Source organism: Clostridium sp. Marseille-Q2269, assembly GCF_943736985.1.
Classification (GTDB): domain Bacteria; phylum Bacillota; class Clostridia; order Clostridiales; family Clostridiaceae; genus Clostridium_F.
Genome location: NZ_CALSFS010000002.1, coordinates 138,744 through 151,382 on the forward strand (window position 1 = coordinate 138,744; position 12,639 = coordinate 151,382).

The window sequence follows — 12,639 nt, forward strand, 5'->3', positions numbered from 1 at the left end:
ATCAACCATTACGCAACATAATGTTCATTAATATATAACATTTTAAGTAATTTTAGATAATAAGTTATAATTTAAAGTCTAAATCCTATACTGATAATTATAAAAATATACTGCTATGGAGCAAAATAATATGTAAAACCAATATGATTTTAACAATTTTATTCTAAAACATCTTAATTATTTACTTTAATTAGGCAATTTCAAAAGCTAAATTACCTATTGAGATGATATTATACTTATTATGATATATTATCCATATAATATGAAAACACTTGCCCAATTTTATATGATGAATTTTTAAAAACTCTAAGGGATTTTTAGCTCAGATAAAATATCTTTTAGTTCAATATTCTGTTTTGATTTTTCATATATAAAGCACACAAGTGCTTTTGCCGTCAGGCTGTTTAGATATTTCTGAGTTTCACCTATAGTCTTAAAATCTCGGTGGTTGGAACTAACTCTAAATAATTCTAAAAAATTATAGATTAAGAATACTATAAGAAAATATCGTTCTATAGACAAAATGCTACGCATTCTATATTTATCAAAAGCTAAATTGCTTTTTAAATATTTATATGAAGTTTCTATAGTCCATCTGTGAGAATAATATTTAATTATAGTTTCTGCATTTAATAAGATGTGGGTAGACAGCAAATATACTGGGTTCTTGAATCCATCATCGGTGACTTCATAGCAAATAAGTATTTTAGCATAAGGGAATTTAGAAACATTACCTTCATAGGTATATACTCTATAGTCCTTACCTTCAACTGTAACAAGGTCTAAGGTGTTAGGACTAAGGAATTTTTCAAATTTTGATAACTGCATTGAAATTCCTAATGGAGATATTTTTCTGTTAGATTTAATTGCTCCTATTAGGTGGTAGCCCTTTGCTAAAGATGCTTCTATTAAATTATTATTTGTATACCATGAATCCATAAGACAATACATTTTTTCACAATTAGATGGAGTTTTAAAAGAAGTTATAAAATTTTTTGCAATATCAATCTTAGATTTAAAATTTTTATTTAAATCTTTGCAAAATTCCTTTTTATAGTAAGGTTTATATTGTAAAGGAATAGATTTATCATTTACAACAAAATTTGAAGTAACCACACAATGTGACCAAATATTTTTGTCTTCTGTATGAGAGTAATTATAAGATAATCCTTGCATTTTCTTTGATGATTTCTTGGGATTTACAGTATCATCTATAATCAAAATTCCTACGGATTTAGGTTTAATATTATGCTCAAGGAAAAAGTTTAAATAGCTAATTCTATTGTTGTTCAGAAGACTATGGTCCCATTTAGAATGGCTTAAAAATCTATAAATACAACTTTTATCTTTTGATGACAACACATTTTTAGCAATTTCAGATAAAGTTTTAGTGCCAGGTAAATTAATTAATCCATTGGCAATATTGGTTAAATGATTAAATTGAGGCTTAGACATTCCATAATTTACATCATTTAAGTAATTGTAAAGTTCATCATTAATGGATACAATATTAGTACTTGGCATACTTCTTACCTCCCGTGTGTGTATTTTTAGAGTAACTTTTATATAACACGGTGAGAGAAAGTATGCCATATTTATTTTTTGGTAGTTTTACCAATTTAGATTTTTATTTTGCATAACTAAAGTTATTTAGATAGAAAAACAAGAATTTATACTAAACTTAAGTATAAATTCTTGTTTTAAATTATAATTTAAAATTTATATATTTACCAATCTCAATATGAGAACCTGCATTAATAATATATAATTTTACTAAATGTTTTTTAAACATAATATTTATATACTATTTTAATTACATCTAAGATAATTTAAATTTATCCACTGTATTATTGAGCTTTTTAACTAATTCTTTTAATGTATAAGTTGAATCTACAATTTGATGCATAAAAGCAGTTTGTTCTTCATTTGATGCAGTAACCTGTTCTGTGGCTGATGAGTTTTCTTCTGTTATAGTTGCAACATTTTTTTATAACATCAGCTGTAATATTTACTTTCTTTTTCATTACATCCGTAGATTCTGATACCTCTGATACAATATCATTAACTTCATTAAATACTTTTTCTATCTCTTTGAAATCATCACCAATTAATGTTGCCATTTTAACCCCATGCATAACTTCATTTGTTCCAGAATTCATTTTATTTGATATAATTTCGATTTGTTTTTGTATTCCATTAATAAGTTCTACTATTCTTTTTGAAGATTCACTTGACTGTTCTGCTAATTTTCTTACCTCATCTGCAACTACAGCAAATCCTTTACCTTGTTCACCAGCTCTAGCAGCTTCAATAGCTGCATTAAGTGCTAAAAGATTAGTTTGTTCAGATATATTACTTATTGCATCAACAATTTGTCCTATTTCTTTAGATTGCTTTAATAAATTTTGAATTTCTTCAACATTATCTTTATTTATTGTAGCTATATTTTTTATACTATCTACAGCTTCTTGCACTCCTTGTGAAACTTTTGTACTTCTATTAGTTGATTTTTCTACTACGCCAATCATATAGGTACACTTTTTAGATATTTGATTTATGTTTTCAACCAATTCTTTTGTTACAATAGATGCTTTACTTGCACTTTCAGCCTGAGATACAGCCCCTGTGGCTATTTGTTGCATACTTTTTGAAACTTCTTCATTTCCTTTTAATGATTCACTTATTGATACCGCTAAACCATTGGATATCACCATAACATCATCAGCTGAAGTACTTATATCACCTATCATGTCCTTGAGCTTTGAAACTGTATTATTTAATGCTTTTGTAACCTTAGAAATTTCATCCTGTCCCTTAATTTCTAATTCATTTGAGAGATTTCCTTCTGCTATTTCTTCAGCAAAATGATGTAGCTTAGTTAATGGTAATGTCATTTGTTTTGCTACTAACACAATTACTGTTGCAACAATAAATACTATTGCTATTATTATTAAAATCAATGATTGTATATTTTCATCTTTTATTTCTGATATCTTCTTTTTCATTATTAATGTTTTATCTGTATGTTCAATAATAGTTCCATCATTTCCAATTAATAAACTATATCCTTTTTTGCCAAATTTAAACTCTTTAACTTTATCTTGAATATGCAAAAGGTTAACAGCAGATATCATAGTTCCTATTGTTTTTTCTGATTCATTTTTGATTGGAACACCTATTACAACTAACGTTTTACCAGTTCCTTTTGACACTACAGGATTATATATATTATACTTTACTCCGCTCATCAAATCCTTATACCATGCTTTTTCTGACACATCGCCATTTACAAAATTTCCATTAGAATATTGATCTCTAGATTTACCATCATTATTAAATAAAGTTGCTGCTGCATTATCATAGTATATGTTCTTAGCGTTTTCGTGCAATAAAAAAGAGAATCTTTAAAAGATCCTCTTTTTTTTAAAAATCTGCTATGTAATTTTCCCTGTTTTATTTAACTAAAGATTTAGCCACATTTATAATAAAATCTTGAGCATTTGTAACTAGAGTTTTAACTTCTAGAGTACCTCTGTCTGATAGTTTGTTAACAGAGAATTCTTGTATATCTATAGAGTAGATATATACAGGTCTAACAACACCGTCTTTTACTGTATAAGATGGTGTCATATTTCCTGAAGCTATAGTATGAAGTACTGTAGATAAACATATAAGCATAGTAGCTTTTCTTGTATGTTTTCTCATAGCATCTTGAGCTTCATATACATTGTCGTAAACATTAGGTAAAGTAAATCTATCTCTTATAGTACCAGCAAGTACTACAGGGACATCTTTTTCTACACAAGCTTTTAATATACCATCTTTAACTTTTCCAGAGGCCATAAGTTCTTCTAAGGAACCAGCTTTTCTAGCTTCATTTATAGCTTCCATGTAGTTATAATGAGCATTTCTATCAGCTTCAAAAGTTTCTTGTCCTAAAACTGTTCCGTACATTCCTTTTTCTAAGTCATAGGTTGCAAGAGTATTTCCAGATAAAATAGCATTAACATATCCGTTTTCCACTAGAGATGCAAAAGCCGCTCTTGATTCATCATCTAATGCAACTGATGGTCCTAAAACCCAAACGATTTTTCCATTATGTTCTCTTTCATATTTCATTATTTCATATAGATCATCATAATCTTTAGAGAAAGCTGTTTCTCTTGATCTACCACTTCTAAATGCAAATGTATCTGAATTTCCGTCTTTAGCTACAAATCCACCAGCATACATGTATATTCCTTCGCTAGCATCTTCAGTTCTTCCTACTACAACCTTATCTCCAAGTTTAAGATTTCTAAATTCTACAACATCTATATGGTCATCTGGAGTAACAACTGCAACGGTATCCATACGACTTTCATTAGCTATTACCCATTGTCCTTTAATTTTAAAATATTCAGGATATATTGATAATGCATGATAGTGTCTAGGAGCAACTCCTTCTATAACTACTTCTTCAGTTTTACAATCCGGTGCTTTAACAAGAAAATCTTGTGTAAAATCTGGTGGCGTAAATTTTGGTAATTCGAAACTCATTTAAAATCTCCTCCTAATAATATATTAATGTGTCTTAATATTTTCAAAAATTAAGGGTTTAAAATCTATATTAAAGAACGTTCTTTTGAACATTAACAACAAAGTCTTGAACATTGGTAACTATAGTTTTAACACCTACATGTTCTCTAGCTGCTGCTACTTGGTTAACTGCATATTCAGCAATATCTATAGAGTAAACGTATACTGGTCTCACCTTACCATCTACAACTTTATAAGATGAAGCTAAATTTGCAGTAGCTACTGAGTGAAGAACTGTAGCAAGACAAATTATAACCGTTGCTTTTTCAGCTTGTTCTTTCATAGCATCAAGTCCAGAGGTTACATTGTGATAAACTGGAGGAAGTGGACCATCATCTCTTATTGATCCTGCAAGAACTATTGGGATGTTATGTTCTACACAAGCTTTTATAAATCCATTTTTAACATTACCTTCAGAAAGTAAAGCTTCTATAGATCCAGCTCTTCTAGCTTCATTTATAAGGTCTAAGTGATTATAATGTCCCATAGGAACTGATTCTTGAGTATATATGTTTTGTCCTAATGCAGTACCTAAAAGTCCTCCTTCTAAGTCGTGAGTAGCCATGGCATTACCAGCCATAAGAGCACTTACAAATCCTTTTTCAGCAAGGTCTGATAAAGCAACTCTAGTATCATGGTCAAATACAACAGCAGGTCCTAACACCCAAACTATATGTCCGTTATTTTCTTTTTCATATTTTAACAATTCATATAATTCTTTGTAGTCTCTTGAAAAGGATGATTCAACAGATCTTCCAAATCCTACTCTTGGTATATTGTTAAAGCCTTGGGCATATCTATAGATCCCTTCGCTGCCATCTATAGCATGTCCTAAAATAACTTTATCTCCAACTTTAAGACTTCTAAATTCCACAACTTCCATAGTGCTATCATCTTTAACTACTGCAGCACAATCTAAAGAAGTTTGGTTTGGTAAAACCCATTCACCTTTAACTTTAAAATATTCTGGTAATACAGAAGTCATATGAAATCCTGCCGGAGCTACTCCATCTTTTTCAACTTCACCTATTTTAACATCTGGTGCTTTAACAAGAAAATCTTGTTTAAAATCTGGTGGTGTAAATTTTGGTAATTGAAAACTCATTTTAAAAATTCCTCCTTAATGTACTATATTAAAAATTGTATTGGGTTATATATATTATATAAATATAATATTATCGAAATTTATTTAACTAATGCTTTTTAGCTTGTTATATTTAGTATTTATCTGTATTGTTCTAATTTACAATAGTGCTCATAATAAAATTTAAAATCAAATCATATTATTATAATTTCAGGGAGTTTTTTATTAATACTTAATTAAATTTTTCATTTACTTTTTTAACAATGTATTGGTATTTTTTTATTATTTGTTTTATATTATAATATTTTACATATTACGCTACATATTTAATAGTATATTAAATACAATCATTAAATTCAAGGTTAATAATATCAAATAAACTTCTTTATGTAATCATTTTACATTAAATAAAAGGATTTTACATAGTTTTTCTTAAGTTTGTATATTTTGTTAAATAAATCTCTTGATTTTGTGACAAAAATAACATATTATTAAGTAGTATTTAACAATATTACTAAAATTTTATATAGGGGTGATTTTAAATGAAAAAGTCCTTGACATTTAAAGACATGGTTTTAATGACCATGACAGCTATTCTAGGATTAAGATGGGTAGCTGTATCAGCGAAGTATGGAGCCTCATGTGCAGTACTATGGGGAATAGCAGCGTTACTATTCTTTATTCCTAGCGCTTTAGTTGCTGCAGAATTAGGAGGAAAATATCCAGAACAAGGCGGCTTAAGTGTGTGGGTTACAAAAGCTTATGGAGAAAAAATGGGTTTTTTAGTATCTTGGCTTAACTGGGTTAGTAAGTTATTCTTTTATCCTGGATTTGTAACATATGCTGCGGTTACATTTGCATACGTTATCAATCCAAATCTAGCAAATAATAAACTTTATAATTTATTCATGGTTTTAGGAATATTTTGGTTTATAACTATATGGAGTTTTAGAGGAACTAGTAACAGTAAAATATTTGCAGTTGTAGGCGGACTTCTTGGAAGTGTACTTCCCGCTTTATTAATTATAATATTGGGTTATGTATCTGCCTTCGTCCTTAAAAGACCTCTTGCAACAACTTATACTCTTCAAGGCATGATGCCAGATTTTAGTAATATAGCTAATTTAGCATTATTATCTTCTGTAATGTTTGGATTAACAGGAGCTGAAGTTACCGCAGCATTTGCTGGAGAAGTTGAAAATGCAAATAAAACTATCCCTAAAGCAATTATATTTTGTGCTATTTTTATAACTATTTTATATATACTATGTTCATCTGCCATAACATTTGTAGTATCACCAGAAAAAATTGGTGCAGCAAATGGACTTATAGAAGCATTTAGGTTAATAACACAGCAATTTGGTATAGGTAAATGGTTCTTAACTTTAATGGCAATACTTATGACTATAGAAGCTTTAGGTGGAGTTAGCTTATACATAATGTCTCCTATAACTATGTTATTTGAGACCAGTAAACAAGGTGTTTTACCACCATTCTTAACAAAAACAAACAAATATGGTGTACCAATTAATGCATTATTAGTACAAGGCATAGGTATTTCATTGGTAATAATAGTTACCACTCTTTTACCAACAGTTAACGCTATATATTCAATACTTATAATAATGACAGCTATAACAGGTTTAATTCCTTATCTACTAATGTTTGCATCTTACATTAGATTAAAGAAAATGGAAAAATTACAAGCTGCAGAACAGTCTACAGAGGAATTTTATGAAATATCAAAATCAAAACAGTTCTCAACTTTTGTATCTGTTATAGGATTAATAAGTGTAATATTTGGAATTGTAACTTCATTCTTTCCACCTTCTGATTACCAAACCACAAGGCAAATCATATTTTTTGAATCATTAAGTATAGGTGGTCCAATACTTCTTAGTTTAATTGGCTGGATGATGTTTACTAGATATGAGCGAAGAAGAGATGCTGCTAAAATTCAATCTACAGGCAATTCTGTATCAAAGTAAATATAATACGTCTCTTAAATTTCATAAATAGAACTATTAGAATAGCACTATAAACAAGTAAAGAATTATACATTAAATGTACAATTCTTTACTTGTTTATAGTGCTATTTTAAGTGATTTTTTGCTCTCTTCCCCTTAAATATGATTTAAACATAGTGACAGATGTGTATAAAATAACAATTATAACTAACCAAGTCAATATAGTTAAAGGTAATTCTTTAACTATATAAGCTGCTATTAATACACCTATAATACCAAATACAGTCACCGCCATAGAAACTTTTCTATTATAGGCACCTTCTTTTACAAACTTAGCTGATGCGGCTGGCATTAAATATGCACAAGATCCCATCATTATTGGGAATGCAACCTTTGGACTCATACCAAGAGCAAATATTAAAGCCATGCATGGAGCATACAATCCTATTCCTAATGTCATCAATGCACCTAAAAAGAAATTAGCTATTACTGCTATTACTAATTTTATACCAGTAAGACCTATTGCAGTTCCTCCAACTGGCATTAATTTTAATTGACTAGCAAGCATTAAAAATGCAACTATCATAAGTGCAATTCCCATGCCAAGTTGAACTTTTTTCTCATCAAGCTTTGAAACTATTCCAGCTCCTACTACTGCTCCAATTGTAGCTGATATCAACATAGAAAATAAAGTAATTGGATCTACCTTTATAACAGTTATAAATATTAAAGCTTCTGTTACTACAGGAATTGTACAAGAAACATTTAATGTTCCTGGTAAAACTCTATCTTCTGTTAAGCTTGAAAATCTAAGCATAGCAGTCATTGGTGCAAAGCTTCCTATTCCTAAAGTATCAAAAAAATTGGCTATGAATCCTACTAGACCAGCCTTCCAAAAACTCACATTCTCTAGATTTCCGTTTTTAGAGTTTTTTACGAAATCCATAAAAAATATGAATGCGAAATAAAAAGTTAAAATCAATAAAATCCCAAAAACAATTTTTACTATCATAATATTTCCTCCTTGTTAATTAAAAATTAGATCTTCTTTTGTGTAATCCAAGGATGTTTATACCATTATTATGAAATTCCTTTTAGTTTTTTAGGATTATTTCTACCTTTATTTATTATGCGCTTTTACTAAACTTATATTCTCTGTAAAAATTTTATAAAAAAGATGAGCTCACTGAAATAAACATTGAGCTCATCTTAAAGTAATAATTGTATATGATTTTTTCATTTAAGGGAAATAAAAAAATACATATTATACTTAGATATATTTTATATTGGTATTTTATGATTTAAACATAAAATAATTGTAATCTATTTTAATACAAATCCATATTTAACTGGATCATCGTCATCTACTAAGTATTGAGCGAATCCAGTAACATATGCGCTACCAGTTATTTCTGGTATTATACCATCATATTCTCCAACTTTAGTTTCTTCTAGTATCTTTCCTTTAAATTTAGTGCAAATAATACTTTCATTTACTATTTCTTCTCCAACCTTCATCTTTCCTAAAGCATGTAGTAATGCCATTTTAGCGCTTGTACCAGTTCCACAAGGTGATCTATCAACTTGACCTTGACCAAATACTACTACATTTTGTACATCTGCATCTTCACTTTTTGCAGGACCATAGAATTCACAAAGGTCAACTGTTTTTATATGTTGTAATACTGGATGTTTAATTTCAACTTGATCATTAACAGCATGAATTATTTTCATTCCTAAATCATTTAATTTTTGAGCATTAGTTGGACAAATATCTATGCCTATTTTTTCAGCATCTACCATAGCAAAAAAGCTTCCACCAAAGGATATATCTAATGTAAGTTTTCCATAATCAGGAACATCAATTTCTACATCTTTTTTATATAAGAAAGCTGGAACATTAACGATTGATGTTTCTTTAGCTTTTCCATCTTCAACTTTTACTCTAGCATTGATCATTCCTGCTGGAGCTTCTAATTTTATGTTTGTATATGGTTCTTCTACCTTTACTATTCCCATTTCAACTGCACATGTTGCTGCACCTATTGAGCCATGTCCACACATGTTAAGGTATCCGCCACCATCCATGAATATGATACCTAAATCTGCTGTTTCATCAGCTGGTTCTGTATAAATAGCACCAAACATATCATTATGTCCTCTAGGTTCTGACATAAGCATTGTTCTTAAGCTATCACTGTTTTCTTCTAGGTATTCCATTTTTTCTGCCATTGTTTTTCCTGGAATCTTTGGAATTCCTCCTGTTACTATTCTTGTTGGTTCTCCCATTGTGTGAGATTCAATAGTTTGAATTGTTTTTATAGCTCTCATTATTAAAGCCTCCTCAATTTTGTTTTCTTTTCATTTTTAATTTTAAAAATGCTAAAGCTTTTTTAGCATCTATTGGCATAACATTGTTTTCCCCTACAACCTCAGTTTCTATTCCTGCCTTTGATTTATTAAAATCAACTACAGTATTCATGAACTCATTTGTTACAACAAACTGAGCTTGAGTTCCTATAAAACTCATACCAACCACTGGTATATCTCTCTTTCCTATAGCTTCTAGGGCTGAGGCAAAATCTATATTACTATTACCCCATCCATCTATGGATACTATAACTCCATCAGCTCTCATTGCTTCTGCCCAAGCTCCTATTCTTTGGCCTATGAATACCTTTTCTTCATTTGCTTGTGGCGTGCCTGCAACTACAATTCCTAACAAATCTATATCTTTATCATTAGAGACAATTTCTACTAGAGGATCTCTAAAATGATGTAACGTTGTTTCCTTTGTAGATGGCCCTATACCCAAAATATCACCCCTTAATTCATGGATCTTAATATGCCATCCCTATATTCATTGGGACTTACAACCACTGGCATATTGCCCATATCTATTATAGATTTACATCCTATATGACCACCAGGTTCTTTTGCAAACAATCCTGTATCATACATACAGCCTTGCCCTGCTACTTGTTTAACAATTATAACTTTCTTTTTTCCTGGTCTTATTTTATCAAAATACTCATGTTTTTCGTCACAATATCTTCCATTAATTTTTTTTAAATAATTTCGTATTTCTTGTATTATTATATCACAAAGTCTATGAGCAGCCATAGGACCTGGTCTATTTGTAGCTTGTCCATTTTTTAAAGTAACATCTATATGTACTATTATATCATCTTCATCAGGAGTTCCTCTCCTACCAAAAACCACCTTTTCATCTAAAAAACCTTCTGATGATCCAAATTCAGCCACTTGAATTCCACATTGTTCTACACCGGTTAACATTACTTGTACACCTGTTAATACATGAGTTATACCCTCTCCTAAAGTTCCTAAAACCTTAGCAGCTATTGGAGAAAAATCCATTATAGAGTTCACAAATTTGTGTCTTTCATTTGGATTTATAATATTTAAATCTATTTTTTCTATAAGTTCTTTCCCATCCATATCTTCGTTATTAAATATGTCAGCTAATGTGTGCTTTCTTATATATAAGACTTGATTATCTATGTAAGTTCTATCTGAAAACTCCACCTTATTAATATTAAAAACCTTTATAACTAATCTTCTTAATATAACTTCTTGTTCCACCAGCATCACCATCCCTTTATTATTATAATCATTTACATTGACACAGGTTTAACATTTATTCTAGAAAATTTACACATTTATAATTACGTAATTATTATATCATTAATTTTCTAAAATGTATATATGATGAATATAAGATTTTTAAATGCATTTGAATGTAAAATTCTATATATTCCGAATATAATAGGTAAGTCTAATTACTACATTATATTTTATATTAATATAATTAAATATATACTTTTTTATTGCTTATTTCATTATAAAAAGTGCAATAACAAAATTATATTATTGCACTTTTATTATATTTTCTATTTTAAAATACCAATATTAAACTTTTGCTATATATTCATATGGTAATGGAACTATCTTTCCTGCTGAAGGAATCTTAATTAATTGTTCTAATGTATCTTTTACTATAGCTGTTTGCATTTCTATATTATTAGGTTCTCCTGCATTAGCACCCATTGGTACCCTTGGGGCAACTGCTCTTGGTGTACCAGTTTGTCTAACAACTGGTGGAAGGGCAGCTATTATTATTGTAGGAATTCCTACCTTTTCGATCGCTCTCTGCACTAAAACTGCAGATCTATGACAAGTTCCTCATCCAGCAGTCATAATTACTGCATCTACATTTTCTTCTTTTAAAATATTAGCTATAGATGGCCCTGTTTCTTCTCTGAATTTTTGTTGGTTTCCACCACCACCCATAAATCCTACATGAGTTGGAGCAACAGATTTTATAAAGCCAGCATCTGCTAATTCTCTTAATCTATCTAGCGGAAACATAGCATTTATATCTTTATTAACATCTGAGTTATCATATCCCCCGTGAGATACCATCATATCTGATGTTTTGGCATCTCCTGGTATTAATCTATATGTGAAATCTCCTGCTAAATTAAATCTCTTATCTTTTTTTAAATGAACTCCTGATGCAGTAGCTATGGCTACCGTCATATCTTTTAGTTCCTTTGTAACCGGTGCCCATACTGGTTCTGGAGTTATAGGAACGAATATTTCTGATTGTAAACCTTTTGTAATAGTTAAACTCATTTTAACCTTACCTTCCTTTCTTCAATGAATGTTTTAATTATTATTTACGAAATCTTTTAGTTTTAATTTATGTTTTTATTTCCATCTATCCTTAGGTTTTATCCCTCGTCTTTGTTGTATTTCTAAGTTACTTACATACTTTTCATTTATTTTATCAGATAACACTTCTACAAAACTCATATTTAACCCTATTTCTTGACCTACTTTAAGTTCGTAATCTGATATTATCATTCTTCTTGGTATTCTTAAATAACCAAGCCTTCCTTTAAAATCTATAGCTACCGCTCCATCGGATACTTCTACGATAACACCTTCCATTTGTATAATTTTATCACCGTATTTTAAATCCATTTA

At 29.6% G+C, this 12,639-nt stretch carries 10 protein-coding genes and 1 pseudogene; 1 reads left to right on the plus strand and 10 read right to left on the minus strand.

The window, feature by feature from the left end; genetic code table 11:
• Nucleotides 1-306 precede the first annotated feature (306 nt).
• From NGI68_RS04590 to NGI68_RS04605, 4 genes and pseudogenes are all read right to left on the minus strand, one after another.
• Complete coding sequence (locus NGI68_RS04590; RefSeq protein ID WP_251860313.1) at nucleotides 307-1,524, minus strand: IS701 family transposase; 1,218 nt, start codon at nucleotides 1,522-1,524, stop codon at nucleotides 307-309.
• A gap of 295 nt (nucleotides 1,525-1,819) precedes the next feature.
• A pseudogene (locus tag NGI68_RS04595) lies at nucleotides 1,820-3,362 on the minus strand (methyl-accepting chemotaxis protein); the annotation flags it as partial.
• Nucleotides 3,363-3,453: 91 nt separating this feature from the next.
• Nucleotides 3,454-4,539 (minus strand): putative NPN-dependent ornithine cyclodeaminase, encoded by a 1,086-nt coding sequence (locus NGI68_RS04600; protein ID WP_251860314.1) that lies wholly within the window; start codon nucleotides 4,537-4,539, stop codon nucleotides 3,454-3,456.
• A gap of 70 nt (nucleotides 4,540-4,609) precedes the next feature.
• Nucleotides 4,610-5,683 carry a putative NPN-dependent ornithine cyclodeaminase gene (locus NGI68_RS04605; RefSeq protein ID WP_251860315.1) on the minus strand — a complete coding sequence of 358 codons (1,074 nt, stop codon included), beginning with the start codon at nucleotides 5,681-5,683 and terminating at the stop codon, nucleotides 4,610-4,612.
• Between the two features lie 521 nt (nucleotides 5,684-6,204).
• Between NGI68_RS04605 and NGI68_RS04610 the strand changes: the two genes are divergently transcribed.
• Nucleotides 6,205-7,650, plus strand: coding sequence for an APC family permease (locus NGI68_RS04610; protein WP_251860316.1), 1,446 nt, complete (start codon nucleotides 6,205-6,207; stop codon nucleotides 7,648-7,650).
• A 109-nt stretch (nucleotides 7,651-7,759) separates the two neighbouring features.
• Here the strand turns inward: NGI68_RS04610 and NGI68_RS04615 are convergent, their stop codons facing one another.
• The 6 genes from NGI68_RS04615 to NGI68_RS04640 form a co-directional block, all read right to left on the minus strand.
• Nucleotides 7,760-8,641, minus strand: a complete 882-nt coding sequence (locus NGI68_RS04615; RefSeq protein WP_251860317.1) for a sulfite exporter TauE/SafE family protein — start codon at nucleotides 8,639-8,641, stop codon at nucleotides 7,760-7,762.
• A 311-nt stretch (nucleotides 8,642-8,952) separates the two neighbouring features.
• Nucleotides 8,953-9,960 carry a proline racemase gene (locus NGI68_RS04620; RefSeq protein WP_251860318.1) on the minus strand — a complete coding sequence of 336 codons (1,008 nt, stop codon included), beginning with the start codon at nucleotides 9,958-9,960 and terminating at the stop codon, nucleotides 8,953-8,955.
• A gap of 13 nt (nucleotides 9,961-9,973) precedes the next feature.
• Nucleotides 9,974-10,444 (minus strand): glycine/sarcosine/betaine reductase component B subunit, encoded by a 471-nt coding sequence (locus NGI68_RS04625; protein ID WP_251860319.1) that lies wholly within the window; start codon nucleotides 10,442-10,444, stop codon nucleotides 9,974-9,976.
• A gap of 11 nt (nucleotides 10,445-10,455) precedes the next feature.
• The gene (gene prdD, locus NGI68_RS04630) at nucleotides 10,456-11,232 is read right to left on the minus strand and encodes a proline reductase cluster protein PrdD (RefSeq protein WP_251860320.1); all 777 of its coding nucleotides are present in this window, start codon (nucleotides 11,230-11,232) and stop codon (nucleotides 10,456-10,458) included.
• 327 nt (nucleotides 11,233-11,559) lie between these two features.
• Nucleotides 11,560-12,285: a D-proline reductase (dithiol) protein PrdB gene (prdB, locus tag NGI68_RS04635; RefSeq protein WP_251860321.1), complete on the minus strand. Its 726-nt coding sequence runs from the start codon at nucleotides 12,283-12,285 to the stop codon at nucleotides 11,560-11,562.
• A gap of 75 nt (nucleotides 12,286-12,360) precedes the next feature.
• Nucleotides 12,361-12,636: a CBO2463/CBO2479 domain-containing protein gene (locus tag NGI68_RS04640; RefSeq protein ID WP_251860322.1), complete on the minus strand. Its 276-nt coding sequence runs from the start codon at nucleotides 12,634-12,636 to the stop codon at nucleotides 12,361-12,363.
• Nucleotides 12,637-12,639: the final 3 nt, after the last annotated feature.

Bases quoted from the DNA above. Each gene is read 5' to 3' on its own strand.
- NGI68_RS04590 (WP_251860313.1), bottom strand. From the start codon at position 1,524: ATGCCAAGTACTAATATTGTATCCATTAATGATGAACTTTACAATTAC.
- NGI68_RS04600 (WP_251860314.1), bottom strand. From the start codon at position 4,539: ATGAGTTTCGAATTACCAAAATTTACGCCACCAGATTTTACACAAGAT.
- NGI68_RS04605 (WP_251860315.1), bottom strand. From the start codon at position 5,683: ATGAGTTTTCAATTACCAAAATTTACACCACCAGATTTTAAACAAGAT.
- NGI68_RS04610 (WP_251860316.1), top strand. From the start codon at position 6,205: ATGAAAAAGTCCTTGACATTTAAAGACATGGTTTTAATGACCATGACA.
- NGI68_RS04615 (WP_251860317.1), bottom strand. From the start codon at position 8,641: ATGATAGTAAAAATTGTTTTTGGGATTTTATTGATTTTAACTTTTTAT.
- NGI68_RS04620 (WP_251860318.1), bottom strand. From the start codon at position 9,960: ATGAGAGCTATAAAAACAATTCAAACTATTGAATCTCACACAATGGGA.
- NGI68_RS04640 (WP_251860322.1), bottom strand. From the start codon at position 12,636: ATGGATTTAAAATACGGTGATAAAATTATACAAATGGAAGGTGTTATC.